Raw genomic sequence first — 25,237 nt, 5'->3', positions numbered from 1 at the left:
GCATAAAAGCATTTATATCTGTTTTACTAAATTAACTTCTCCTCTTAAATTGTTATAAAATCTTTATTTTAGTACTTTTTTACATTTAGAAGAATAAATATTAAATTAGTGATCTATGTCAAAAATCAAAAACTAATAATTTAATAGGTTATAATTTGAAAACACAAAATTTTAAGGAAAATTACAACTCTATAAAAGATAATTTAAGCATTCTGATTCTAATTCCCACTATAATTGGAGGAATATGGCAACTATTAGAACTATCTTTAATATCAACATCATTTATAAGATTTTTTTCTATTACTCAATTAGTTGCAGATGGAATATTGATACTTTTTATAATTAGTATATTATATATTGCTTTCAATATAAGTGGTAAAATGATTAAAAAAAATGATTTTCAATTTGATAATACTAAGCCACCGTCAATTTGGTATTCTATAATCACCATTCCTCTTAGTATTATTGTTTTTTTCTTTATACCACTTCCTTTACTCGAAGATATTTACAAAAGACAATCAATTAAAATTTTTGAAATTGTACTATTAATCCCAATTATGACAATCACGGTTGGTTTGTTCTTTTTAGGTGTTTTTAGATTGCTTGAGAACTTTATTTATAATTATCCTAACATTCTACTTAAGTTTATTATTAAAATCAGAGATAATAAAAAATTTAAAGAAAATTTTATCTCTATTATTTCCACTGCTATAATTTTAATCTCTGTTTTTTTTGATAAAACTTATATTGGTAGATCTGAACCCTTATACGTCAACCTTCCATCAATTCCTTGTCTTTCCAGAGAATTTGATTAATAAAGAAATTTTAGACAACAGAATTATCAAAAAATACAATCTCAAATTCAAGCCAGTATTAATTTACAATAACGATAAATATTTTTTTTATGAAGTTTATGATAATAAAAAAAACGAAAAAATCTTAATCATTGACTATAGTGAATTAACTCAGAAATAGACATCGATTTTTTTTCAAAATCTTTAAAATAATTAGTAGCGCAACTCTTTCGAGTTTGCGCTTTTTTATTTTCAATACCTAACAACCCCCCAACCTCTCTAAACCCAATAGTTATAAATAAATTTTATAACAATAAAAAATTATTAATTTGATTAATAAACACCTTCGCTATACCTTTGCTTCATCAAAATCAAAGAAATGATTTGATCATCTTAAAAAATAATTTAAAACATAGAAATCATGAAATTTACAAGAAGAGCAAACGCAAACTGGAAAGGTACAGGAATGGAAGGAAAAGGAACCATCAGTACTCAAAGCACAACTTTAGATAACGCACAATTATCTTTTAAAACTCGTTTCGATCAAGGTGTTGGAACTAATCCTGAAGAATTAATTGCAGCGGCACATTCTGGCTGTTTTACCATGCAATTGAGCTTTTTATTATCTGAAGCTGGATTTGTGCCAGAAGATTTAGACACAACGGCTAAAGTAACTTTTGAAGACGGAACGATTACTTTAATTGCTTTAGAACTTACTGGAAAAGTTCCTGGAATCTCTGAAGAAGATTTTCAGAAAACAGCTCAAAAAGCAAAAGAAATTTGTCCTATTTCTAAGTTGCTGAATACTGAAATTACTTTGGCTGTAACCTTAAACTAATTTCTAAATAATAAAATTTTAACACAATCTTGTCATTTCGAGGAACGAGGAATCTTCGCAAGTAACTCCGTCCGCTAAGTCGCCAATCTTTGTAGAGCTTCTCGTGAAGATTTCTCCTCCGTCGAAATGACAAGGTTGAACTAGATTTCAACAAATAATCTAAAATCTAAAATCAACAATCTAAAATTTTAAACATGAAAACAATATTTAAAAGCTTTTTAGCATTCGCAGTAATAATCTTTAGTTTGGCACTTACATCAACAAACGTAAACGCTCAAACTGCTCCTAAAATTAAAAACGTAGTATTGGTTCACGGCGCTTTCGCGGATGGATCTGGATGGAAAGGTTTGTACCAAATTTTGACTAAAAAAGGATATAATGTAACAATTGTTCAGAATCCGTTAAGCTCTTTGGAAGATGATGTGAGAGCAACAAATCTAGCTTTAGACAAACAAGACGGACCAACAATTTTAGTTGGACATTCTTGGGGCGGAACTGTAATTACTGAAGCTGGAAATCACCCAAAAGTTGCGGCTCTAGTTTATGTTGCTGCATTACAGCCTGACAATGGCGAAACTTCTGTACAATGGCTGCAAACTGCGCCTCCAGCTCCTGAAAATGGTGTTTTGGCTCCAGATGATAAAGGTATTGCTTATTATGATAAAGCGAAATTCCACGCTGGTTTTGCAGGTGATTTAAGCAAAGAAGACGCTGATTTTATGTTTGCTTCACAAGGTGCTTTCTACGCAAAAGGTTTCGGAACACCAATTACTAAAGCCGCTTGGAGAACGAAACCTTCTTACGGAATCGTTGCAACTGAAGACAAAAGCATTAATCCTGATATCGAACGCGCTATGTACAAACGTTCGAACACTAAAATCATTGAAATAAAAGGAAGTCATGTGGTTTTTATTTCGCAGCCAGAGAAAGTTGCTGCAGTAATTATTACAGCTTCGCAGAAATAAATTTCAAATTTTCACAATATTGTCATTTCGACCCCGAGGCTTCGGGAGAGAAATCTCCGCAAGTAACTCTACAAAGATTGGCGACATTCTGTGTGGAGCTTCTAGTGTGATTTCTCTCCCGAAGCCTCGGGATCGAAATGACAATATTGTGCTTAATCTTTACACATAGCTCTATGTGCATTTAGAAAAGTGAAACGCCTTTCTGCGCAAAGTATAGCTATGTTTCTATGTGTTTAAAAATCAGCATTACATAAACTTACTAACCGCTTTTACAAAATAAGGCGAATCATTCCAGCGTATTTTTTTATACGCGAAATCTTTTTTGAGGGATTCCGGAAGGCAATTCCAGATCGCTTCGTTCATTTTTTCGAGTAATAACTTTTTTGAAAACGAATCCGAAACTACTAAACTTATTTCCCTTACCGGAACGGGTTCTTTAAAAGGCTTGAAAAGTCCGCCGGATTCGTTTACTGTTGAAAGCTTCGGAATAATCGCGAATCCTAGATGCGCGCGAACTAGATTTTTTAAAGTTTCGATGGAATTGATGTCGTAGGTGAATTGTTCCTTTATTTTATCCGATGATTTTAATCCGCAAATATCTAGAAGCTGTGCGTTGTAGCAATATTCGTGATGCAAAAGCAATAATTCGGTTTTATCACCGGGTTGCATTTCATAAAATTCATCATTCGCCATCGGATGGGTTTGATTTAAATACGCCACAAAAGGTTCTTTAAAAATCACATGTTCTATTAAATTTGGATTTCCCGTTGGAGTCGCCATAATAGCAACATCAATCGCACCGATTTCTAACTCTTTCATTAAAACTCCGGTGTAAGCTTCTTTGATAATAAAATGCACTTTGGGCGCCGCTTCTTTCATGGCCTGAATAAAAAGCGGAATCAGATAAGGCGATAAAGTCGAAATTATTCCGAGTTTCAATTCTCCTTCCAACAGATTTTTCTCATTCACCACAAAATCCCTAATTTCATCTACTTCACGAAGAATCTTTTTGGCTTTATTGATAATCTCAATTCCTAAAACGGTTGGCGTAAGCGGCACTTTATTTCGGTCAAAAATCTTGATTCCAATTTCTTCTTCGAGATTTTTTAGCTGAATCGTAAGTCCGGGCTGTGTTACCATACAAACTTCGGCAGCTCTTGCAAAATGCCGTTCTTCGTCTAAAGCAACAATATATTTTAACTGCTGAATGGTCATGATTATAATTTTATTTTATAAAGATATGAAAATATCAATTTGTCTTATATTCCAAATTTTAGAAGATGTTAAAGTTTTACAAAAACAGCAAATTTTCAAAACCAAAAACATACACTTTATCGTACATAATAGAAATGATATTTAGGTGTGTGGCAAATGAGAATGGAGTAGTTTTTGGAGCATATCGAACTTTATCACATTGTCCTGATTATCAGCTTTACTAAACCAATTATATAAAAAAAGCGATCTAATTTAGATCGCTTTTTGTTTTTATTCCTCTCCTTGACTCTTCAACTGCAAAGCCCGCTGTAAAAAACTCTGATGCAAAATTTTATTCTCGGCTTCTTCAATTGCTCGAAGCAGATTATTTTGATTGTTGGTGATTTCGGTTAAAGCACTTTTCATAACTTCCCAAACGGGTTTCATCTGTTCAATTAACTCCTGCCCTTTTGCAGTCAGCTGAATGAGCCTTTTGCGTTCGTCGATTTTGTCTTTTTTAGAGCGAATCAGTTTTTGTTTTTCCAGTTCTTTCAACAAACTTATTGTTGACGGATGTGTGTAACCAATTTCATTAGCGATTTCAACCACACTTAATGTTTCTTTATAATGAAGCGTGTAAATAACTGGAAACCATTTCGGTTCAAAATCAATTCCGTATGATTTATAAACCAGTGCGCCATCTTTTCGCAATTGCTCGCTTAAACGCTGCAATCGTGTCGAAATAGCCAAAATTCCCGATTCGTCTATAATATTCATCTTTATTTCTTTAAAGTTAAATGACAGAAAACGTTATCCGGCTTCATCAACGGAAATTTTTCTGGAAGCGATTCTTTTTCAATTCGCACAAAATCATTCTTTTCATAAAAGCGTAATGCGGCTTGTAATATTTCAACGGTTCCCAAATATAAATCATCGATTTCATTTTCTCGGCAATATTCAATTAAAGTCTCCAACAATTTCTGTGCGATTGCGAATTCTTTTCCTCTAAATTCCTTCTTTACAAACATCTTTCGTATCGCTGCGGCATGGTCATCAAACTTAACTAAGGCTATTGTTCCAACTAATTCGTCATTGATAAATGCGCCCCAAAATCCACCGCCACTAGCATAGTAAAAATTCTGAATATTGAATAAATCCGGCTGGTCTTCTCTTGTAATCGGAACATTGAATTCGTTTATCTGAATGTTTAATATCAAGTCGGCAATGACATTTTCAAACTTGTTTTCTATTGGAATTATTACAGGTTTCATTTTTATTAAAATTTTATTAAACAAAACTACGTAGTTAAATACATAAATGCAATTATTTATGATTTATTTATACTTTTGTTTCTGCCACGAAGGCACAAAGTTTTCTTTTGTCTCTTGCAGATTTTTTTTTATATAATTTCCCGCATAGTTTGTCATCCCGAGGAACGAGGACACGAGCGATAGCGAACTGGCGAAGCAATCTCCGCGAGTAGCTCGACAAAGATTAGGAATTTTGCGTGAGGAGTTTCTTGCGGAGATCCCTCGTTCCTCGGGATGACAAAAAAGAGAGAAAATGCAAGAAAAGCAAAAAACGCACAGAAATTATCGGTACTTAAAAACTAAAATTATCTTATATAACTTATATGGTTTAAAAAATTATGGAAAGAAATCAAAAAGAAGAGTTTCAGGCGCTTCAGGATACTTTATATGTTTTGGGAGGAAAATGGAAACTTCCAATTATCAATTCGATATGCAACGGAAATAATCGTTTTAAAGATATCAAAGAAAGTATTCCGGGTATTACTTCCCGAATGTTATCAAAGGAATTAAAAGATATGGAACTAAATAATTTGGTCAAAAGAACCGAAGATCGCGATGCTTTAGTGCCAATTCTTTATGAATCAACACCGTATTGCCAGTCTTTCGGACCCATAATTTCTGAAATGATCAAATGGGGAATTTCGCATCGAAATCATATTAAGAATAGAGAAGCTTCAAAAAGCTAAATTATTCTTGGGTTTTAGAACTTTTTAAATGTTTGGTGCGCAATCGGCTTAAAAATTCAGGCGTAATTCCTAAATATGAAGCGATATATTGCTGTGAAACACGCTGTGAAATTGACGGATATCGTGTAATAAATTCTACATATTGTTCCATTGCTGTCGATGAAACGGTTTTAAAAAGTCGTTTTTGCAGTTTCGACAAATGCCTTTGGATCATCAAACGAAACATTCTTTCTAAATGAGGTACTTCGTTGATTAGGTTTTCTTTTGATTGTCTAGTCAAAACCAAAAGTTCACAATCTTCTAAAGTTTCAATATACATATCACTCGGCACTTGATCTTCAAAACTCGTAATATCGCTCACCCACCAGTCTTCAATGGCAAACTGGAGCGTTAATTCTTGTCCGTTTCGGTCAATAAAATATTCGCGAATGCATCCTTTATTGATGTAAGCTTCAAAATTGCAGATTTCTCCGGCTTTGAGCAGAATCGTTTTCTTCGGAACCATTCTGAATTCAAGACTTTTTTCAAAGATTTTCACTTCTTCTTTAGAAAGACGCGCAGATCTGGAAAGGTAATCGTGAATTTTCTGAAACATTTTATCTCTTTTTAGGAATTGGCAATAACTTCATTTACAAACAAAAAGTAAATATAAGAGGTTTTAATTATTTCTTGATCTAGTTTAAGAAATGAAATAATTTAATTTTGAAACTTTGTTTCGCTGTAAGCTGTAAGCTTTAGGCTTTAGGTAATAAGCTTTTACAGTCGCACAAAACAACAAACAACAAACAACAAACAATTTAAATGAATGAAATTGCTCTGGCTTTCGCCGAAATTGAAAAACTGATTCCGCAATACCTTCAAATTGAAGAAGATCGACAGATTTCAAACGGAAATGTTGCGGTTTGCATCATCGATGAAGATGGAACTGTGCACGGCAAAATGTACGGAAATGACAAACCGCGTCAAAGACAATCTTATAAAATTGCATGGACAAAAGCAAGTCAGGTTTGGCTAACCGGCGTAAAAACAGGAGAATACGAAAAAATGGTTTTCAACGGAATTTTCGATGAAAATGCAAACGGAATCGAAGCTCCAGATTTAATTGGCTGGCAAGGCGGACAACCGATAACTTTAAAAAATGGTACAAAACTGTCTGTAGGTTTCAGCGGTTTCAGAGGCACAACGGATTTAGAAATTGCTCAAAAAGCTTTTTTTAGGCTTTAAGCTATAGGCTTTAGGCAATAAGCTTTAAAATAATTTACAATTCACAATTTATAATTAACAATTAAAAATGACTTACATAGCAAATACAAACCGTTATCAAAAAATGCAATACCGTCGTTGCGGAAACAGTGGTTTATTATTGCCTGCTCTTTCGTTAGGATTGTGGCACAACTTTGGCGGAATTGACAGCGTTGCTAATGCGCGTGAAATTCTGCATACTGCTTTTAATAATGGTATCACACACTTTGATCTTGCTAATAATTACGGTCCGCCTCCGGGTTCTGCTGAAATTACTTTTGGCGAAATATTCAAACAAGATTTTAAAAATTACAGAGATGAACTTTTGATCTCAACAAAAGCAGGATGGCCAATGTGGGACGGACCTTACGGCGATTTTGGTTCAAAAAAACATTTAATCGCAAGTCTTGACCAAAGTTTAAAGCGCATGGGACTCGATTATGTTGATATATTCTACCACCACAGACCAGATCCAAACACGCCAATGGAAGAAACAATGGCAGCGCTTGATTTAATTGTTCGTCAAGGAAAAGCTTTGTATGTTGGAGTTTCGAGTTACAGCCCAGCTGAAACCGAAAAGGCTTATTCAATTTTAAAAAATTTAGGAACGCCTTGTGTAATTCATCAACCTAAATATTCTATGTTTGAGCGTTCTGTTGAAGATGGTTTATTGGATGTTTTAGAAGTCAACGGAATTGGCGGAATTGCTTTTTCTCCACTTGCACAAGGACTTTTGACCAACAAATATTTAAACGGAATTCCAGAAAACTCAAGAGCTAATGCCAATCGTGGCAACGGCGCAATGGAAAAAGATGCGATTACACCAGAGAATATTGCCAAAGTAAAACGATTAAATAAAATGGCCGAAGAACGCGGTCAGAGCTTGGCGCAAATGGCGTTGGCTTGGGTTTTGAAAGACAAAAGAATCTCGTCGGTAATCATTGGCGCAAGCAAACCAGAACAAGTAATTGATTCTTTAGGCTGTCTTCAAAATACTTCATTTTCAGAATATGAACTACAGACTATCGATCAGATTTTAAGCTAACTACCTAACCAAAAAACCTCAATTATGATTACTAATTTGCCTAAAACATGCCTGACCATCATGTTTTCCGGATTTTTATCTGTCGGTTTGCTGGCGCAGCAAAAAGCCAGTAAAACGACAGAATATAAAAGCGTAACTATTTATGTTACAGCTAAAAATTCGGATAAAAAGTTAACCAAAACCGAAACGCTTTCTTTTACATCAAAGCCACAAACAACAGAGAAAGAAATTGCAGTTTTTGTCGATCCAGCCAAAACCTTTCAAACCTTTTTAGGAATTGGAGGTGCTTTGACAGACGCTTCGGCAGAAGTTTTTTATCAGCTTCCAAAAGACAAACAACAGGAAATCCTGACGGCTTATTATGACAAAGAAAAAGGAATTGGATACACTTTGGCACGCACGAATATGCAAAGCTGCGATTTTTCGAGTGATAGCTACAGTTACATAAAAGATGGCGATAAAGACCTGAAAACATTTGACATAAGCCATGACAGAAAATATCGTATTCCTTTTATTAAAGAAGTTATTGCTAAAGCGGGAGGAAAAATTACGTTGTATGCTTCGCCTTGGAGTCCGCCGGCTTGGATGAAAACCAATAATGATGTTTTGCATGGCGGTACCTTGAAACCAGAATACCACCAAAGCTGGGCTAACTTTTTTGTAAAATTCATCAAAGAATACGAAAAAGAAGGCATCCCAATTTGGGGTTATACGGTTCAAAATGAGCCAATGGCGGTTCAGCGTTGGGAATCTTGCATTTTCACTGCTGAAGAAGAACGTGATTTCATAAAAAACTATCTGGGACCAACGATGCAGAAAGCCGGATTATCAAAAAAGAAACTGATTATGTGGGATCACAATCGCGATTTGATGTATCAGCGTGTGAGTACGGTTTTGGAAGATAAAGATGCTGCAAAATATGTTTGGGGCGTTGGTTATCACTGGTACGAAGATTGGATGAAAGCGGGAATGAATTTTGAGGCTGAACGCCGAGTAGCCGAAGCTTTTCCTGATAAACCATTAATTTTAACGGAAGGTTGTGCTGCCGATTTTGACCAAAAACTATTAACCGACTGGAGTTTTGGAGAAAAATACGGCATGTCGATGATCAATGATTTTAATATCGGAACAGTTGCTTGGACCGACTGGAATGTTTTATTAGACGAAAAAGGCGGGCCAAATCATGTTCAGAATTTTTGCATGGCTCCTATTCACGCCGATTTGAAAACTGGAAATCTTATTTATACAAATGGCTATTATTATTTAGGACATTTTTCTAAATTTATTCGTCCGGGCGCTAAACGAATTGCTTGTAATTCAAGCAGTAATAAGCTTTTATCGACTGCTTTTGTGAATGAAAACAACAATTTGGAAGTTATCGTAATGAATTCAGGCGAAACTGATATTGACTATTTTCTTTGGATAAAAGGAAAAGCGGCGAAAGTAACAAGCGCTGCACATTCGATTGCAACTTTAGAAATTCAATAAAAAAATTAATTCTATGAAAGCACTTTTAATAACGAATATCATTTTACTGAATTGCTTTGTCGGTATAGCACAAACTTCAAAAGCATTAAAACCACAACAGATTCCGGGAAAAATAGAATGCGAATTGTACGATCAAGGTGGCGAAGGCATCGCTTATCATGACACTGATGCTGTAAATAATGGAAGCGGAAAATTGAATCCGGTAAATGGAAATCCGCTGAACGAATTTAGAATAAAAGAAGGTGTTGATATTTCGTATTCAAAAGACGGTGACATTGACAATAATCCGTACAATAAAGTTGAAAGAAGCATTGGCGAACTTTATGTAGGCTGGACAATGCCCGGAGAATGGATCAATTATACCGTTGATGTAAAAAAAACTGGAACCTATAAAATAGGCGTGCTTTATACGGCTAATGGCGACGGCGAAATCAGTATCGATGTAAACGGAAAAGATGCAACCGGAACAATGAAAATCGCTTCTACGCATGATGACAAAGACCCTGTAGATTGGCGACAATGGCACCATTGGAACAGTTCTGAAAATATTGGAACTATTAAACTCCAAAAAGGAAAACAAACGCTTCGGCTTCATATTGTCTCAAACGGAAATATGAATTTTGATTACCTGACTTTTACTGCCCAATAATTTATAATGCCCCGAAAGCTCCCATTACTAACCAAATGGGAGCTTTTATTTTTCTGTTTTGACCTTATTTTCACTTCTCTTTGAAAAAAAATCCAAAAAAAGATGAAAAATAATACCGATTGGTATATATTTGCAGTGTCAAAATGATTTAATCATGAGCAAAGCAGAAAGAACAAAACAATTTATCATCGAACAGACCGCTGCAATCTTTAATATGAAAGGATACAGCGGTACTTCTATGAGCGATATTACAGATGCGACCGGCCTGACAAAAGGAAGCATTTATGGCAATTTTGAAAATAAAGACGAAGTTGCTGTTGCGGCTTTCAAATTCAATGTCAAAAAGCTTCAAGATGCTTTTTCGCAAGAAATTGACAAACAGACAACCTTTAAAGGCAAATTATTAGCGTACCCAAAACTTTATTCGGAATATGCCAATTTAAAAGTAACCAAAGGTGGCTGTCCTATTTTGAATACCGCCACAGAATCTGATGATACGCATCCGGTATTGAAAAAATATGCCGAAAGAACGCTTACTTATTGGAAAGAAAAAATAATGTTTTTCATTAATAAAGGAATTGAAGCAGGAGAATTTAAAGCTAAATCAATTGATGTTGAACGAACTGCCCTAACCATAATTGCCTTAATCGAAGGCGCCATAATGATCAGCAAACTAACCGGAAATTTAAAAGATTTGTCCAATATTATGTCATCTGTCAACAAAATAGTGGATGACTTAGAATAAAGCAGTTTTAGCAATTGCTTTTTTTTATCAACAAAAATATACCGAACGGTATAATTTAATTATGAATTGTGAATTGTTAATTATGAATTTTATTGTAAGGCTCAGCGATCCCGATCCTTCAGGAGAAACCTGAAACTTTAAACTTTAAACAAAAAATCTAAAATCTAAAATCTAAAATAAAAATGACACGATTACAAGTACTTCAAAACCACATTGACAAAGAATTTACAGCATCACCTTCACCTTTTATGCTTTGGATGCGCCCAATCGTTTTAGCGGCCGAAGATGGCAGTGTTACTTTTCAATATGTTGTTCGAGAAGAAATGTCGAATCCGGTGAAATCACTTCATGGCGGTGTGATTGCAGCAATTGCTGATGATTGCATTGGCGCTACGATGTTTTCTTTAAACGAAGAAAACTTTTATACAACAATAAATCTCAATGTGGATTATTTTGCTCCGGCTCGCGTTGGCGATACGATTATTGCCAGAACTTCGATAATCAAAAAAGGCAGACAATTTGTGAATGCCCAATGCGAAATTTGGAACGAACCACAAACCCGATTAATCGCCACGGCCTACTCTAATCTTTTTAAAACCAATATTGTTAAGCAAGAATTATAAAGTTTCAAGTTGAAATGCGAATAGATTTAACCGCAAAGCACGCAATGATTTTGCCTTATTGGATTTGATAAAAACGCAAAGGACGCAAAGCTTTGCAAAAAAAACTTTGCTCCCGACAGCTATCGGGATTGCGTAAACCTTAGCGCCCTTTGCGGTTAAATCACCCGCATTTACTAATTCACAATTCACCATTAAAAAAATGATTCCTTTACAACGCAAACTTTTAATAATCACCGTCATTTTGGCGGCGATTATGGAACTTATTGATATTTCGATTGTCAATGTTGCACTTTCGCATATGAGCGGTAATTTGGGCGCAACGCTGGAAGATACTTCTTGGGTAATTACGGCTTATGCAATTGCTAACGTAATTATTATCCCGATTACGAGTTTTTTAAGCGCTAATCTCGGGCGACGAAACTATTATATTGGCTCGGTAATTTTATTTACTTTTTGTTCTTTCATGTGCGGACATTCATCAAATATCTGGATGCTTGTATTTTTTAGATTCTTTCAGGGAATTGGCGGTGGCGCTTTACTATCAATATCTCAGGTGGTTGTGTTTGAACTTTTTCCGAAAGACAAACAATCAACAGCAGGTGCTTTATTTGGAGCCGGTATTTTCATCGGACCGACAATTGGGCCAACGCTCGGCGGTTATATTACCGAAAATTATGATTGGCCATGGATTTTCTTGATCAATATTCCTATCGGGATTTTAGTTGCCATTTCGTGTATTTTTCTTCTGACGGAACCACCAGTAAAACCTGAAATTGCAAAAGTAGATTGGACAGGAATTGCGCTTTTGGCGATTGGAGTTGGCTCGCTTCAAACCGTTTTAGAAAGAGGCGAAGTCGAAGATTGGTTCGAAACCCGTTATATTGTAGTTTTGACTGTTATTGCCACAATCGCTTTATTAACCTTTATTTATTGGGAATTAACGATCGAAAAACCCGTCGTTAATCTGAAAGTGCTTAAAAGTAAATCTTTGAGTATTGCCGCGATTCTAACATTTGTAACCGGCTTCGGGATGTTTATTTCTATTTATATCAGTCCGGTTGTGGCTCAGCGCCTTTTGAGTTTTTCACCATATCAAACGGGTTTACTGTTGCTTCCGGGCGCATTATTTGCTCTGGTTGCTTTAAAACTCTGCGGTACTTTGCTTCAAAAAGGCGTTTCGCCGGTTATTATTATTGCAGCAGGATTTTTATTGTTCATATATTTTAATTGGCGAATGTCTGAAATAAACTTGAACACCAGCGCTTTTGAAGTTTCAACAGCACTTATTTTCAGAGCTTTGGGAATGGCTTTATTAACGGTTCCGCTGACGATGCTTGCCGTTTCTTCGCTCGATGATAAAGATGTCGGCCAAGGTGCCGCGCTCAATAATATGATGCGTCAATTGGGCGGTTCTTTTGGCGTATCCATCATCAATACCTATATCGCGCACCGTTTTGCCGAACACCGAAATGTTTTGGTTTCAAACGTAACTTTAGATAATATAAAAGCAATGAATCGTCTTAATGGGTATATCAATTATTTTCAGCATCGCGGTTTTCCTTATAATGACGCAAGATCAAAAGCGCTGAAATTAATGGAAAATATAGTAATGAGACAATCTTCTTTGCTAAGTTATAGAGATGCATTTCTGTTTGTAGGTTTATTTTTTGTTCTCACGCTTCCCTTGCTATTGCTGGTAATGAACAAATCTAAAAAGCCAAAACCAAACATTATTCTATCCGATCATTAAAAAAACTTTCAAAAAATTTGTTTTTATGACCAATCGGTCATATATTTGTACCGTTAAATAAGAGCTATCATGGCAAAAGGAGAAGAAACCAGACAATTTATCATAGAAAAAGCAGCACCGATTTTTAATACAAAAGGGATTGCAGCGACTTCTATGAGCGATATTATGGAGGCTACCAAATTGTCCAAAGGAAGCATGTATGTTCATTTTGAAAACAAAGAAGTTCTTGCCTGTGCTGCTGTCGATCATAATATGAAAGTATTAGGCGATAAACTGATTTCTGAAATCAGTAAAAGTAAAACAGCAAAAGACGAATTGTTTGCTTATATCGACTTTTTTAGCAATGCCGTGAATCCGCCCTTAACTGGTGGTTGCCCGTTATTGAATTTCGGAACCGAAGCTGATGATACTAACCCTATTGTAAAAGAAAAAATCAATAAAGGTTGTAATGCCAACCAACAATTATTAGCCAGCAGCGTCAATAAGGGAATTGCCAACGGAGAATTTAATCCAAACTGGAACGCCGAAGAATTTGCGGTAATAATGTTCGCCATGATGGAAGGCGGTCATTTAATTTCAAGAATGTCAGGCAACAACGATAAAATGAAAATCATCTCTAAAACCCTCAAAAATATAATAGAGGAAAACAGCCTCTAATTTTTTTTATTCAAAAAATGACCGATTGGTCATTTCTGAATCACAATAACAATATCAAAAATCAATTTCAATACTTAAAAAGTCAATAAAAGCAATAAAAAAGAATCGAAAAACCAACTCATTCACAATTATCAATTAACAATTCACCATTTACAATTTACAATTATGAAAACAATTTTAATTTCGGGAGCGTCAAAAGGATTCGGGAGAGCCTGGACAGAAGCATTTTTAGCAAAAGGATAAAAGGTAGCTGCAACAGCCAGAAATATTGATACCCTAGCCGACTTAAAAGCGCAATACGGAGAAGCGATTTTGCCTCTTAAACTAGACGTAAACAACCGTTCAGAGTCGTTTGCGGTTGTAGAAAAAGTACAGCAACATTTCGGAACTATAGATATCTTGATCAACAATGCGGGTTATGCTTTAAACGGAGCTGTAGAAGAAGCTTCAGAACAAGAAGCAAGAGCACAATTCGAAACTAATTTCTTTGGTACGCTTTGGTTAACACAAGCGGTATTGCCAATTATGAGAAAACAACAAAGCGGTCATATTATTCAGGTTTCTTCGATTTTAGGAATTGCTACTCTGCCAATAATTGGTTTATACAACGCTTCTAAATTTGCTGTTGAAGGTCTTACTGAAACATTGGCTTCAGAAGTAAAACAATTTGGAATAAATGTTACTTTGGTTGAACCAAATGGTTATGTTACCGATATCTGGGGTAACGGTTTCAACAGCGAAAGCATCCCTGCTTATGACGGAATCAAAAAAGCAATTGCAGAAGGACATGATCCTGATACTTTCGGAAAAACAAGTGCTACAGTTCCGGCAATCATTAAATTAGTCGAAGCCGAAAATCCTCCTTGACGCCTATTTTTAGGAAAGGTTGCTTTGCCATTTGCTAAACAAACCTACGAACAAAAACTAAAAACCTGGGAAGAATGGGCAGATGTTTCTGTCGCAGCTCACGGTTAATTTGATTTCTGATTTAATTGAAAAAGCGAGAATTCTGTATAGAAAGTCTCGCTTTTTTTATTCTAAAACTTGATTGCAATTTTCCCAATCGTTCTCCCCGACTCTAAAAGCTCATGCGCTTTCTTTAGGTTCTCAACTGTTAATCCGTTTAAAGTTTGGTTTAAAGTGGTTTTCAAAATGCCTTCATCAAGCAAATCGGCCACTTTATTTAAAATATGATGCTGTTCGATCATATCATCGGTCTGAAACATTGAGCGTGTGTACATCAATTCCCAAGAAAAAGAGACACTTTTGCTTTTCAAACTGTTTAATGCAATAGGGTTGCTACTTCCGGTAATTGAGGCAATATGTCCTTGAGGTTTAATCAATTCAGTCATAATGTCCCAGTAAGCATTGGTATCGACAAAATCCAAAATAAAATCAACATGTTCAAAACCTGCTTCTCTAACTGCCGAAATAAGATTTTTATGATCTACCACATAATCAGCTCCTTGTTTTTTACACCAATCTATTGTTTCAGGACGCGACGCTGTTGCAATAACGGTTAATCCGGCAATTTTCTTGGCTAATTGAATGGCAATTGAACCTACTCCACCTGCTCCTCCAATAATCAAAATTGATTTTCCTTTGTCTCTTTCAGCACTGATTCTGATGCGGTCAAACAAAATTTCCCAAGCTGTCAAAGCTGTCAACGGAATCACTGCAGCTTCTTCAATACTTAATGATTTTGGTTTTCTGCCTACAATTCTTTCATCAATAATCTGATATTCAGCATTGCTTCCTTGTTTGGTAATATCTCCAGCATAATAAACGAGATCGCCAACTTCAAACAAAGTTACTTTTTCACCAACGGCTTGTACAATTCCAACAGCATCCCAACCAATTATTTTTGGTGTTTCCAATACTGTATCTTTTGCGCTGTTTTGGCGAATTTTAAAATCGACTGGATTTACTGAAATCGCATCAATTTTTACTAATAAATCGCGCGCGCCAGGAACTGGTTTTTGAGTTTCAAATTCTATAAAACTTTCTTTTTCTGTTATGGGTAGTGATGTTTTAAATCCGATTGCTTTCATCTTCTTTTAATTTTTAATTAAAATATACTAACAAAGATACGAGCTGTTTTTATTGTACGGGTTGTATATTTTTATACAATATTGGTAGAAATTCTGCAGTTTTATTTAAACACATAGAGACATAGGTTTTTCTTTCTGCTGAAAAGGTAAATTTAAAAAAAACTCGTTTTTTAACACATAGCTTTGCGGGTTTCTTTGCGAAGGACTTTGTCAAAGTTTCAAACTTTGACAAAGCTTTAAGCAACAACTATGTTTATTAAAACAAGTGAAACGCCTTTACAGACAAAGTAAAGCTATGTTTCTATGTGTTTAAATAAAAAAAATCATTACCTATTCAAATCTTTTTCAAGTGTAAATAATTGAATTTCAAATACTTCATTTTTATTCAATTTAAAATTAAAAATATTTTCAACTTTTTTTAAATAATGCAAAATCCAAGGTTCAAATTTTATCGTAGGTAAGGATAAAAAAGGCGAGAATTAAGGTGCTGACTATCGTTTGTTTTATTAAATTTTAAGAAGTTACAGTTTGGAAAAATTAGAAATTGAAAGATTAAAAAAATCTTTACATTATTTGAAGAGTAAACAAAGGGAATTGAAAAGGCATGATGAAAATGAAATCCGAAGTTTTGAATCGATTATTAAATATCAAAAAAATTACATGGTGGAACAATACAAATTATTGTATTATGAACCATCAATCAAACAAGAAATCAAAAACACCGAAATTTTCATCGGCAACGTACAGAAAATTATAGACCAGTATTCTTAAACTGTTTACAAGAATTTAATTAGGATTATTCTTGAATTAGTGTTTTTAATTTTTTCGATATTTAAAATCTGAGTACAAATTCTAAACACATAGAAACATAGATTTTTTTGTGTTGAAAAGGTGAATTAAAAAAACTCGTTTTTTTAACACATAGTCAGCATAGTTTGTCATCTCGACGGAGGAGACTCGAGCGATAGTGAACAGGCGAAGCAGATCACACGCGGGATTCGACAAAGATTGGCGGCATACAGTGTAGAGTTTCTTGTGTGATCTCTCCTCCGTCGAGATGACAAAATTGTGGCAAGCTACGTTTCTATCTGTTTAAATAAAACTCTAACTTTGTTAGAAATAAATGCGTCACAAAAATGAATATCCGAAAAGCCACACTATCAGATTCAGAACAAATTGCTCCTATCCTATTGCTGGCAATGGAAGATATCATCTATAAGTTTCTTAAAAAAGAAGATTACGCTGCCGCGAAAGATTTCCTGCAGTATTTCATTGGAAGGGAAAACAATCAATATTCCTTTCAAAATTGTTTTGTTGCCGAAGCTGATAATGAAATTATTGGCGCTGTAAATATTTACAATGGAGCTGATTTAGAAGCTTTAAGAACTCCAATTATTGAATACGTCAGAAAACATTTTAATCCTGATTTTGATCCCGAATTAGAAACAAAACCGGGCGAATTCTATATCGATTCTTTGGGCGTAAATCCAAAATATCAGGGGAAAGGCATTGGCTCAAAACTGCTTCAGTATTTGATTGAAGAATTTGTTGCCAAAAACAATCAGACTTTAGGATTATTGGTCGATGAAGATAATCCGCAAGCAAAAAAACTCTATTTAAACCTCGGATTTCAATCTGTTGGTAAAAAAACTTTAGTCGGAAAAACGCTGGAACACTTGCAAATACAAGCAAAGTAAAATATTTTTCTTTTTTTTAAAAAATTTGTCCAATTCTGAAACTTCAGTTGTCATTAGGGTATAAACAATTAAAATTATACAAAATGGAAACTAGAATTAATGTATTCGAAAAAGGTCAAAAAGCAATCTCAACATTATTTGGAATTAGCGGTTATTTGAAAAAATCAGCTCTTGAAAGATCACTTTTAGAATTAATCGAATTTAGAATTTCGCAAATCAACAATTGCGCGTATTGCATTGATATGCACACAAAAGAAGCGATTGCACATGGCGAAACAACGCAACGTTTATTTGGTTTGAGTGCTTGGAGAGAAACTCCGTATTTTACAAAACGTGAAAGAATTGGTTTGGCTTACGCAGAAGCAGTAAACGCCTGTGATGTTCCAGATGAAATCTACAATATCGCAAATGCCGAATTTTCTGAAGAAGAATTAATTGATCTTACGCTTGCCATTGGGACAATTAATATCTGGAATCGCATGAACATTGCTTTTGCAAATACTCCAGGAACATACAGAGTGGGACAATTTGGATAAATAAACCGAGCTGTTTTTATATTTGGTAAAAACACTAAATTTATAAACAGTTAGTGAAATTAGTTTTAACACATAGAAACATAGCTTTTCTTTGTCTATAAAGGCGTTTCACTTGTTTAAATAAACATAGTGTATACAATCTTGTCATTCTGAAGAACGAGGAATCTCTCCAAGAAACTCTACAAAGATTGGCTCCTCGTTAAGGAGTTGCTTGCGGAGATTCCTCGTTCCTCGGAATGACAAACTTTGATAATAACTACTTATTTTTAGAAAATCATTAAAACGCATCAAAATGAACGAATTCATATTAATTTTCAGAAGAGATTTTACAACAAAAGAACTTCAGCCTTCTCCCGAAGAATACCAACAGCATTTACAGCAATGGCAAAACTGGTTTGGAAGCTTGGCTGCACAGGATAAACTGGCAAGACCTTTACAACGCTGGGACGGAAAAGGAAAACTAGTAACTTCAAATAAAGGAATCACAGATGGCCCTTTTGTTGAAATCAAAGAATCTATTGGCGGTTTGATCGTTATTAAAGCCAAAGATTATGACGAAGCTGCCACAATCGCGCAAGGTTGTCCGGTTTTGGATTTTGGAGGCAATGTTGAAATTAGAATGGCGGTTTAGAATAATTATGAATTGTGAAATGTGAAATGTGAATTGTGAGTTGTGAATTGTGAGTTGTGAATTGTGAAATGGAAGATCAAAATGAAGATTTATTTCATTTTTTTTTACTCCTACTAATCACCTTTTTACTATTTACTATTTACTATTTACTATTTACTATTTACTATTTACTATTTACTATTTACTATTTACTATTTACTATTTACTTTTCACATTTCGCTTTTCACTTTTCACTTTTCACTTTTCACTTTTCACATTTCACTTTTCACTTTTCACTTTTCACAACAACTCAAAATTTTGGAAAAAGAACTTATACCCAATTTATTTAGGACGGAATATCAGAAGATTGTTTCAGTGCTTTGTAGTCTTTTTGGCATTCATCATATTGAAATTGCCGAGGATATTGTGAGCGACACGTTCTTGGCTGCTACTGAAACTTGGGCTATAAAGGGAATTCCAGAAAATCCGACGGCTTGGCTGTATACTGTGGCGAAAAATAAAACCAAAAACCATTTTAAGCGAACTGATATTTTTGAAAAGAAAATAGTATCTGAAATAAAATATAATTCACCATTGGATGGTCAGGAAATGGAAATCGATTTGTCTGAAAAGAATATTGCCGACAGTCAGCTGGCGATGATTTTTGCGGTCTGTAATCCGTGTAATTCAAATGAGGCACAAATTGCATTGGCGCTGAATTTATTATGCGGTTTTGGAATTAGCGAAATATCAGATGCTTTTTTGTCGAATAAAGAAGTGATTTACAAGCGTATCAATCGTGCAAAAGAAAAACTCAAAGAAGAAAATATTAAAATCGAAAGTCCGAATGTGGCTGAAATTTCAGAACGAATTGCTACGGTTTTAAAAACAATCTATTTACTTTATTCTGAAGGCTACTACTCGACTTCACAAAACGCTACATTACGAAAAGATCTTTGTGCGGAAGCCATGCGTCTAACTTATTTATTGATTCAGAATCAAACAACTAATTTGCCTGAAACAAATGCATTAATGGCGCTGATGTGTTTTCATTCGTCGAGATTTGAAGCGCGTACGTCAGAAAACGGTGAAATTATTTTGTACCAAGATCAAGATAAAGCACTTTGGAATCAGGAATTAATTGATCGCGGCACTTATTTCTTAGGAAAATCTTCTATCGGAAACACGCTTTCAAAATACCATCTTGAAGCCGGAATTGCCTATTGGCATACACTGAAAAGCGATACCTCGGAAAAATGGAAACATATTCTGGAGTTGTATAATCATTTGATTATTTTAGAATATTCTCCCATTGTGGCTTTAAACAGGACTTACGCATTATCAAAAGCCATTGGTAAACAAGAAGCTATAATTGAAGCAGAAAAATTAAATTTGGCTGAGAATCATTTCTATCATTCACTGCTAGGAAATTTATATACTGAAATTGATAATTTGAAAGCAATTCATCATTTTGAAACGGCTCTTAAACTAGCCAAAACAGTTTCGGATAAAAATATTATCAGCAAAAACATTTCGAATCTTTCTTTTTGAGGTTCAGAGGTACAATGGTGCAAAGGAACAAAGGTTTTCTCTTGAAAATACTAAACCCGACAGGTTTTAAAAACCTGTCGGGTTTACTTAATAATAAAAATAAAAAAATGTCCAAATGAAAAAAATATCATTATCAAATGCTGGTTTTATTTTAAGAATCTTTCTAGGAATTACAATGCTTTCTGCCGTTGCTGATCGTTTTGGTTTTTGGGGAGCGCCGGGAGCGCCGGGAGTTGCATGGGGAAATTGGGAGAATTTTATTGCTTATACCCAAACGCTGAATTCTTATGCCAGTAAATCGGTTGCTGAAGTTTTGGGCGCATTAGCTACTTTTTGCGAAGTTGCCTTTAGTATACTTTTGATTATTGGTTTTAAAACCAAATATGCTGCACTTGGAACAGCCGGATTAATGTTGCTTTTTGCATTAAGTATGGCTTTTTCAATTTCTATAAAAGCGCCTTTAGATTATTCTGTTTTTACCAGTTTTGCAGCGGCTTTAACACTTTCTGCAATTGATAGAACTTCTTTTTCTTTGGATTAGGTGCAAAGGGACAAAGGTTCAGAGGGACAGAGGTTTCTTTTTCGTGAAATAGTAAACCCGACAGGTTTTAAAAACCTGTCGGGTTTCTTGCGTTTAAGTCTAAGGGAAAAACCTTTGCAACTTTGCCCCTCTGAACCTTTGAGCCTCATTCAAAAGAGTACAATTTTACCCTCTGAATTTCATAATCATCAACGGCAATTCTTATGTGTCGGCCTTGATGTGTTTGATCTCCGTTAAAATGTCGAATGGTTTTCCAAACTCCGTTTTCAAAAATTCCTTGATCTGTTTTTAAGATTCCGGCATTGAGTTCTTTATTTTTTAAAGGTTTAAAAGTAACCACAATTCCAGAACCGGAAATATAGAATTCGTCGGGAGCAATTTCTATGACAATAGCACTTGTCATTGGCCAAACTTCGGCTTTTGCACCATCTGACCAATTCAAAGTATAGTCATGTTTGAAAGTGAATTCATAATTCCCCATTTGAATAATTTGCAACTGATTTTCTTTGTCTAATAAAACACCATCAATTTTCCCTTGTCCTTTATTAGCTTCAATTATTGGAGTTAATTGTTTAACTAATTCGTAAATTTTTCCGAGTGGCTCTTTTTTTGCATCAGCAACCGATTCAATTGAAAAAGGCGAAAAACCAATCGCTTCATAATGACCAATTGCATATAACCCTTTAAAGGGCGCGGTGTTATCAAAACGATGTTCTGGAATAAACAACGGATCACCCTGACTCGTAAACAAATCGTTCCAATGCTTAAAATTAGGATTATAGAAATCAGGCGAAAGAAAATCAATTGCAGTTCCAGCTGCTTTCCAAACATCCATCAAATGTGGCAACGGTCCTGCACTCGGATATTCGCCCGGTTTCTTTTCTGGCGCGTTCAAAGCGGCGTTTACAAACATTGGTAACGCATAAGCCTCTTTTCCTGCTCTGGCAACTTTATTGGCAAACTCTGAAAAGTACCAAGCCATGAAAATTTCGTCGGTTTGAATTCCTTTTCCGAAAACTTGTTCCCAATTTCCTTTGGTTTTAAAACCATTTTTCTTCCAAATTTCCAAAAACTCAGGAACTAATTTTTCCTTGTTTTGTTGAAGATATTTCAAGAACTCAGACGGAACTTCTTTTTGAAAAGCTGCATTTGCCATCGGACAATAATCTCTGGCAGTTGGCAACATTCCGATTTCATTTTCAACCTGAATCATGATCACAGTCTGCTCTTTTTGATCGAAATCTTTGATGTGTTTCATTAATTTCTGAAAAGCATTCACATCGGCCATTAAATTATTTTCGCTGAAAGGCGTCAGAATTTCATGGCTTTTATTTTTATCGTCTTTGATTCTAGGATATTTCTTCTGATTTAATTTTACCCATGTCGGGGCGTGACTTGACATGCTGTTTTTCCATGAGCCAAACCATAGAAAAACCAGTTTTAAATTCTCCTTTCTGGCTCTGAGAATCAAATCATCGACTAAAGAAAAATCAAATTTGCCTTCCTCCTGCTCGATCAATTCCCAATAAATTGGCGTGAGTACGGTATTTAAATTCATATCAGTAAGTTTGGGCCAAATTGGCTCCATACTTTCCATAGAGGTTGCTGAAGAATTTCCTAATTCTCCTCCCCGAATTATAAAAGGTTTTCCGTTCACAATTAATTGCGTTTTATTTCCTTTTTTTTGAAGATTCGGAAATTTTTCTTGAGAAAATCCAAACTGAAGAAACATTATAAAAAGCAGAAAAAATCTCTTTTTTAGAAAATACAGCATGCTGATTATTTTAAAAATTTATGAAAACAAATAATCCATGCACAAACCCGAAACCGAGTTTGTGTCATGGATCACTTCAAACTAAAAAATTACTTTTTACCCGTAGTGTGAAACTATTTTCAACACATAGAAACATAGTTTTCAGAAGGTTTTAAAAAAGGCGTTTCACTAATTCAAATTCACATAGTTCAGCTATGTGTAGAAACTTGTTTCTTTTGACCTCTTTTCTTCAACACAAAAATCTATGTTACTATGTGTTAAAGTATCTTTTTTATTTCACCCAATGCGTTATTTTTTAACTAACTCACCAGAAAAACCAATACTTACATCTTTTCCTGCAAGTCCGTCAGCAGTTCCTTTGTATGCATGTTTGCGAACATAATTTGCATCCCAAAGGTTTGGAGACTCATTAGGAAGCCAGTATTCGTGTTCTTTAACACTATCTGAAACACCCCAAATTGTAATTCCGTATTGCTGTGCTGCCGGAATGTATTTTTTGTACATATCGATAACATATTGGTACATTGCCGCTTGCGAAGCTTGTTGTTCAACTGTTGGTGTAGCAGTTCCTAATCTGATATCCAGCTCTGAAATTTTAATCAGTTTTCCTGAAGCCGCTAGTTTTTGGAACATCTGAACAATTTTGTCTTTGTCGGTTGTTAGCGAAATGTGCATTTGAGTTCCGATTCCATCTACTGTTGCACCTTTGCTTTCAATATATTTTACGTATTCGATCAATCCGTCGCATTTGTCTAATCTTGATTCAAGGTTGAAATCGTTGATGAAAAGCTTGTCTGTCGGATTTCCATTTGCACGAGCTAATTTGAATGCTGTAACCGCATAATCTTTTCCTAGATATTTAACCCAAGAGAAATAATCTGTTGCCGTATCGCCTTCATTTCCACTTCTTAACATTCCGTCTTCTTTCATTGGTTCATTTACAACATCCCAAGAGAAAACACTTGTTTTATAGTGATTCATCATTTTCGTAATCCAATCTGTCATGGCATTACCAATGATAGTTGTTTTTTCTGCATCGGTTTTATCGATATTAACCGGTGGCGTTGCTCCTCCGCTTGACGTTCCATCAGAAACTACAACATTATCGATGTAATATGTTCCTGCTAATAAACCTAAATCGAAGTTAAAACCTGTTTCAGTTCCCGCAGCCGTTATTTTCCATTCAACTAATTTCCAAGTTGGAGAAGTTGCTTGATTTCCTTGATATTGTGCAGCTCCTCCTGTTGATGAACAACGTACAGATCCAGTAGCATCGGAACGAATCATGTATGAAATTGTGTAGTTTTTTCCGGCTGTTAATGTTGATGTGAAATCAGCATGAATCTGTGTTTTCCATTCTCCGCCTGAATTATCAGTTGCATTTACTACTTTCATAGCACCGTTTCCTTCGTAAGCATTTGCTGCTCCAGCAAGACTTAAAGCATCGGTTGCGCCATTATATTTTGACCATCCGGTAAGATCAGTGTTGAATTTACCATTGGCAACCAAGTTAGTAACTCCAACTGGCGCGTCTAAATCAACAACCGCAATTGTATTCACGTCAATTAAATACGTCACATTTGGCAAGTAGCCTAAATCTAAATTAAACTGAAAACTTGTACTTCCTGCTTTGAAATCGGCTGGAGCCAATTTAATTTTTACCTGTTGCCAAGTTGATGTTGTAGCAAAAGCTTCTGTCCAAGCGCCTCCTGTTGCGTACCAATCCTTATATGGATATTGGTTTGTTAAAGAGCCATTAAACGAAATACGCCCTTTTCCAGCAACATCTGATTTAATGTAAAATGAAATTTCATAGTTATGAGCAATATTTACAGGGACATTTGGCGATGTCAACTGTAAATTATAAGGCGCCGAAGAAGTTGCGCTTGATTGCAGCTGAATTGCCTGAGAAGTACTCGTAAGCCCAGAATTTGCCACAATGTTGATTCCTTTTCCTGGGTTATTTCTTGCCCAGTTTGCAAAAGTTCCTGTCTTTAAACCCGCAACATCTAAAGTATTAGTACCACTTGAACCCGGAATTACAGTTGGTGCAATAATGCTGTTCAAATAACTTGCATTTTGGTTCGAATGCCAGACTAAAGTATGTCCAAAAACTCTTAAACCTGCTTCTTTTGTTTTGGCGATAAAAGCATCCATTGTCGCGAAGTTAATTTCTCCTTTTGAATTCACCATTGCGCCGTGTTTCATTTCATAACCCGGCGTTACTTCGTCAAAATTTTCATTTACAATTTTGCGGTAAGCGGCGTCGTTCATGTACAAATCTGCTCCAATTCCGTTTCCTAGAACGAAATTGGTGTAGTTTTTTAATGGCTCGTAACGGCTGATTTTTTCAACTAATTCTAATGGAAGCTCTGCGCCAGTTACAGCACCATGCTCCGGATCTTTTTCCCAGTCCATTAAATTATCATCGCAAGACGACAAAAGTATTAAAGACAAGGCAGCTATTGGAAGTATATTTTTATATTTCATT

General features: G+C 35.2%; 25 protein-coding genes and 1 pseudogene. 19 read left to right on the top strand and 7 right to left on the bottom strand.

Annotated elements, in window-relative coordinates:
- The first annotated feature begins 155 nt into the window (after window positions 1–155).
- The 3 genes from FND99_RS00280 (at window position 156) to FND99_RS00270 (ending at window position 2,597) form a co-directional block, all read left to right on the top strand.
- Window positions 156–815 (top strand): hypothetical protein, encoded by a 660-nt coding sequence (locus tag FND99_RS00280; RefSeq protein WP_144336004.1) that lies wholly within the window; start codon window positions 156–158, stop codon window positions 813–815.
- Between the two features lie 400 nt (window positions 816–1,215).
- Window positions 1,216–1,632 carry an OsmC family protein gene (locus FND99_RS00275; protein WP_144336003.1) on the top strand — a complete coding sequence of 139 codons (417 nt, stop codon included), beginning with the start codon at window positions 1,216–1,218 and terminating at the stop codon, window positions 1,630–1,632.
- Between the two features lie 194 nt (window positions 1,633–1,826).
- Window positions 1,827–2,597, top strand: a complete 771-nt coding sequence (locus tag FND99_RS00270; protein ID WP_144336002.1) for an alpha/beta hydrolase — start codon at window positions 1,827–1,829, stop codon at window positions 2,595–2,597.
- Window positions 2,598–2,843: 246 nt separating this feature from the next.
- Here FND99_RS00270 and FND99_RS00265 read toward each other — a convergent pair whose 3' ends face one another.
- The 3 genes from FND99_RS00265 to FND99_RS00255 form a co-directional block, all read right to left on the bottom strand.
- Window positions 2,844–3,812 (bottom strand): hydrogen peroxide-inducible genes activator, encoded by a 969-nt coding sequence (locus tag FND99_RS00265; protein ID WP_144336001.1) that lies wholly within the window; start codon window positions 3,810–3,812, stop codon window positions 2,844–2,846.
- Window positions 3,813–4,082: 270 nt separating this feature from the next.
- Window positions 4,083–4,568 (bottom strand): MarR family winged helix-turn-helix transcriptional regulator, encoded by a 486-nt coding sequence (locus FND99_RS00260; protein WP_144336000.1) that lies wholly within the window; start codon window positions 4,566–4,568, stop codon window positions 4,083–4,085.
- A 2-nt stretch (window positions 4,569–4,570) separates the two neighbouring features.
- On the bottom strand, window positions 4,571–5,062 hold the full coding sequence (locus FND99_RS00255; RefSeq protein WP_144335999.1) for a GNAT family N-acetyltransferase: 492 nt from the start codon (window positions 5,060–5,062) through the stop codon (window positions 4,571–4,573).
- A 377-nt stretch (window positions 5,063–5,439) separates the two neighbouring features.
- Between FND99_RS00255 and FND99_RS00250 the strand changes: the two genes are divergently transcribed.
- Window positions 5,440–5,787, top strand: a complete 348-nt coding sequence (locus FND99_RS00250) for a winged helix-turn-helix transcriptional regulator (RefSeq protein ID WP_144335998.1) — start codon at window positions 5,440–5,442, stop codon at window positions 5,785–5,787.
- 1 nt (window position 5,788) lies between these two features.
- Here the strand turns inward: FND99_RS00250 and FND99_RS00245 are convergent, their stop codons facing one another.
- On the bottom strand, window positions 5,789–6,382 hold the full coding sequence (locus FND99_RS00245) for a Crp/Fnr family transcriptional regulator (RefSeq protein ID WP_144335997.1): 594 nt from the start codon (window positions 6,380–6,382) through the stop codon (window positions 5,789–5,791).
- 206 nt (window positions 6,383–6,588) lie between these two features.
- Between FND99_RS00245 and FND99_RS00240 the strand changes: the two genes are divergently transcribed.
- The 9 genes and pseudogenes from FND99_RS00240 to FND99_RS00200 form a co-directional block, all read left to right on the top strand.
- Complete coding sequence (locus FND99_RS00240; RefSeq protein ID WP_144335996.1) at window positions 6,589–7,011, top strand: GlcG/HbpS family heme-binding protein; 423 nt, start codon at window positions 6,589–6,591, stop codon at window positions 7,009–7,011.
- 67 nt (window positions 7,012–7,078) lie between these two features.
- Complete coding sequence (gene mgrA / locus FND99_RS00235; protein ID WP_144335995.1) at window positions 7,079–8,074, top strand: L-glyceraldehyde 3-phosphate reductase; 996 nt, start codon at window positions 7,079–7,081, stop codon at window positions 8,072–8,074.
- A 24-nt stretch (window positions 8,075–8,098) separates the two neighbouring features.
- Window positions 8,099–9,562: a glycoside hydrolase family 30 protein gene (locus tag FND99_RS00230; protein WP_144335994.1), complete on the top strand. Its 1,464-nt coding sequence runs from the start codon at window positions 8,099–8,101 to the stop codon at window positions 9,560–9,562.
- A 13-nt stretch (window positions 9,563–9,575) separates the two neighbouring features.
- On the top strand, window positions 9,576–10,211 hold the full coding sequence (locus FND99_RS00225; RefSeq protein ID WP_144335993.1) for a carbohydrate-binding protein: 636 nt from the start codon (window positions 9,576–9,578) through the stop codon (window positions 10,209–10,211).
- 154 nt (window positions 10,212–10,365) lie between these two features.
- Window positions 10,366–10,956: a TetR/AcrR family transcriptional regulator gene (locus FND99_RS00220; protein WP_144335992.1), complete on the top strand. Its 591-nt coding sequence runs from the start codon at window positions 10,366–10,368 to the stop codon at window positions 10,954–10,956.
- A gap of 182 nt (window positions 10,957–11,138) precedes the next feature.
- Window positions 11,139–11,579, top strand: coding sequence for a PaaI family thioesterase (locus FND99_RS00215; protein WP_144335991.1), 441 nt, complete (start codon window positions 11,139–11,141; stop codon window positions 11,577–11,579).
- Window positions 11,580–11,778: 199 nt separating this feature from the next.
- Complete coding sequence (locus FND99_RS00210; protein WP_144335990.1) at window positions 11,779–13,329, top strand: DHA2 family efflux MFS transporter permease subunit; 1,551 nt, start codon at window positions 11,779–11,781, stop codon at window positions 13,327–13,329.
- A 69-nt stretch (window positions 13,330–13,398) separates the two neighbouring features.
- Window positions 13,399–13,986: a TetR/AcrR family transcriptional regulator gene (locus FND99_RS00205; RefSeq protein ID WP_144335989.1), complete on the top strand. Its 588-nt coding sequence runs from the start codon at window positions 13,399–13,401 to the stop codon at window positions 13,984–13,986.
- Window positions 13,987–14,241: 255 nt separating this feature from the next.
- Window positions 14,242–14,853: pseudogene (locus tag FND99_RS00200) on the top strand (SDR family NAD(P)-dependent oxidoreductase); the annotation flags it as partial.
- 170 nt (window positions 14,854–15,023) lie between these two features.
- On the opposite strand, the gene FND99_RS00195 reads toward FND99_RS00200, so the two are convergent.
- A complete protein-coding gene (locus FND99_RS00195; protein ID WP_144335988.1) occupies window positions 15,024–16,037 on the bottom strand; it encodes a zinc-binding alcohol dehydrogenase family protein in 1,014 nt (337 codons plus the stop codon).
- A 573-nt stretch (window positions 16,038–16,610) separates the two neighbouring features.
- On the opposite strand from FND99_RS00195, the gene FND99_RS00190 reads away from it, so the two are divergent.
- From FND99_RS00190 to FND99_RS00160, 6 genes are all read left to right on the top strand, one after another.
- Window positions 16,611–16,808: a hypothetical protein gene (locus FND99_RS00190; protein ID WP_246074136.1), complete on the top strand. Its 198-nt coding sequence runs from the start codon at window positions 16,611–16,613 to the stop codon at window positions 16,806–16,808.
- 365 nt (window positions 16,809–17,173) lie between these two features.
- Window positions 17,174–17,734, top strand: coding sequence for a GNAT family N-acetyltransferase (locus FND99_RS00185; RefSeq protein WP_144335986.1), 561 nt, complete (start codon window positions 17,174–17,176; stop codon window positions 17,732–17,734).
- A gap of 83 nt (window positions 17,735–17,817) precedes the next feature.
- Window positions 17,818–18,270: a carboxymuconolactone decarboxylase family protein gene (locus FND99_RS00180; RefSeq protein WP_144335985.1), complete on the top strand. Its 453-nt coding sequence runs from the start codon at window positions 17,818–17,820 to the stop codon at window positions 18,268–18,270.
- 292 nt (window positions 18,271–18,562) lie between these two features.
- Window positions 18,563–18,901: a YciI family protein gene (locus FND99_RS00175; protein WP_144335984.1), complete on the top strand. Its 339-nt coding sequence runs from the start codon at window positions 18,563–18,565 to the stop codon at window positions 18,899–18,901.
- 294 nt (window positions 18,902–19,195) lie between these two features.
- A complete protein-coding gene (locus FND99_RS00165; protein ID WP_144335982.1) occupies window positions 19,196–20,431 on the top strand; it encodes an RNA polymerase sigma factor in 1,236 nt (411 codons plus the stop codon).
- A 115-nt stretch (window positions 20,432–20,546) separates the two neighbouring features.
- Window positions 20,547–20,972 carry a DoxX family membrane protein gene (locus tag FND99_RS00160; protein WP_144335981.1) on the top strand — a complete coding sequence of 142 codons (426 nt, stop codon included), beginning with the start codon at window positions 20,547–20,549 and terminating at the stop codon, window positions 20,970–20,972.
- A gap of 145 nt (window positions 20,973–21,117) precedes the next feature.
- Here FND99_RS00160 and FND99_RS00155 read toward each other — a convergent pair whose 3' ends face one another.
- Together FND99_RS00155 and FND99_RS00150 are read right to left on the bottom strand one after the other, a co-directional pair.
- Window positions 21,118–22,704 carry a GH35 family beta-galactosidase gene (locus tag FND99_RS00155; protein WP_246074135.1) on the bottom strand — a complete coding sequence of 529 codons (1,587 nt, stop codon included), beginning with the start codon at window positions 22,702–22,704 and terminating at the stop codon, window positions 21,118–21,120.
- Window positions 22,705–23,034: 330 nt separating this feature from the next.
- The gene (locus FND99_RS00150; protein WP_144335979.1) at window positions 23,035–25,236 is read right to left on the bottom strand and encodes an endo-1,4-beta-xylanase; all 2,202 of its coding nucleotides are present in this window, start codon (window positions 25,234–25,236) and stop codon (window positions 23,035–23,037) included.
- Window position 25,237: the final 1 nt, after the last annotated feature.

The sequence above is a fragment of the Flavobacterium daemonense genome (assembly GCF_007341385.1).
In the GTDB taxonomy this organism is placed as follows: Bacteria; Bacteroidota; Bacteroidia; order Flavobacteriales; family Flavobacteriaceae; genus Flavobacterium; species Flavobacterium daemonense.
Note: the sequence above shows the minus strand (reverse complement) of the source record. Positions and strands in the feature narration are given on the sequence as shown.

What these genes read in the sequence shown, in the direction of transcription:
- FND99_RS00250 (WP_144335998.1), top strand. Translation starts at nt 5,440, where the DNA reads ATGGAAAGAAATCAAAAAGAAGAGTTTCAGGCGCTTCAGGATACTTTA.
- FND99_RS00225 (WP_144335993.1), top strand. Translation starts at nt 9,576, where the DNA reads ATGAAAGCACTTTTAATAACGAATATCATTTTACTGAATTGCTTTGTC.
- mgrA (WP_144335995.1), top strand. Translation starts at nt 7,079, where the DNA reads ATGACTTACATAGCAAATACAAACCGTTATCAAAAAATGCAATACCGT.
- FND99_RS00185 (WP_144335986.1), top strand. Translation starts at nt 17,174, where the DNA reads ATGAATATCCGAAAAGCCACACTATCAGATTCAGAACAAATTGCTCCT.
- FND99_RS00175 (WP_144335984.1), top strand. Translation starts at nt 18,563, where the DNA reads ATGAACGAATTCATATTAATTTTCAGAAGAGATTTTACAACAAAAGAA.
- FND99_RS00150 (WP_144335979.1), bottom strand. Translation starts at nt 25,236, where the DNA reads ATGAAATATAAAAATATACTTCCAATAGCTGCCTTGTCTTTAATACTT.
- FND99_RS00160 (WP_144335981.1), top strand. Translation starts at nt 20,547, where the DNA reads ATGAAAAAAATATCATTATCAAATGCTGGTTTTATTTTAAGAATCTTT.
- FND99_RS00260 (WP_144336000.1), bottom strand. Translation starts at nt 4,568, where the DNA reads ATGAATATTATAGACGAATCGGGAATTTTGGCTATTTCGACACGATTG.
- FND99_RS00210 (WP_144335990.1), top strand. Translation starts at nt 11,779, where the DNA reads ATGATTCCTTTACAACGCAAACTTTTAATAATCACCGTCATTTTGGCG.
- FND99_RS00270 (WP_144336002.1), top strand. Translation starts at nt 1,827, where the DNA reads ATGAAAACAATATTTAAAAGCTTTTTAGCATTCGCAGTAATAATCTTT.
- FND99_RS00180 (WP_144335985.1), top strand. Translation starts at nt 17,818, where the DNA reads ATGGAAACTAGAATTAATGTATTCGAAAAAGGTCAAAAAGCAATCTCA.
- FND99_RS00215 (WP_144335991.1), top strand. Translation starts at nt 11,139, where the DNA reads ATGACACGATTACAAGTACTTCAAAACCACATTGACAAAGAATTTACA.
- FND99_RS00155 (WP_246074135.1), bottom strand. Translation starts at nt 22,704, where the DNA reads ATGTTTCTTCAGTTTGGATTTTCTCAAGAAAAATTTCCGAATCTTCAA.
- FND99_RS00245 (WP_144335997.1), bottom strand. Translation starts at nt 6,382, where the DNA reads ATGTTTCAGAAAATTCACGATTACCTTTCCAGATCTGCGCGTCTTTCT.
- FND99_RS00275 (WP_144336003.1), top strand. Translation starts at nt 1,216, where the DNA reads ATGAAATTTACAAGAAGAGCAAACGCAAACTGGAAAGGTACAGGAATG.
- FND99_RS00230 (WP_144335994.1), top strand. Translation starts at nt 8,099, where the DNA reads ATGATTACTAATTTGCCTAAAACATGCCTGACCATCATGTTTTCCGGA.
- FND99_RS00240 (WP_144335996.1), top strand. Translation starts at nt 6,589, where the DNA reads ATGAATGAAATTGCTCTGGCTTTCGCCGAAATTGAAAAACTGATTCCG.
- FND99_RS00220 (WP_144335992.1), top strand. Translation starts at nt 10,366, where the DNA reads ATGAGCAAAGCAGAAAGAACAAAACAATTTATCATCGAACAGACCGCT.
- FND99_RS00265 (WP_144336001.1), bottom strand. Translation starts at nt 3,812, where the DNA reads ATGACCATTCAGCAGTTAAAATATATTGTTGCTTTAGACGAAGAACGG.
- FND99_RS00195 (WP_144335988.1), bottom strand. Translation starts at nt 16,037, where the DNA reads ATGAAAGCAATCGGATTTAAAACATCACTACCCATAACAGAAAAAGAA.
- FND99_RS00205 (WP_144335989.1), top strand. Translation starts at nt 13,399, where the DNA reads ATGGCAAAAGGAGAAGAAACCAGACAATTTATCATAGAAAAAGCAGCA.
- FND99_RS00255 (WP_144335999.1), bottom strand. Translation starts at nt 5,062, where the DNA reads ATGAAACCTGTAATAATTCCAATAGAAAACAAGTTTGAAAATGTCATT.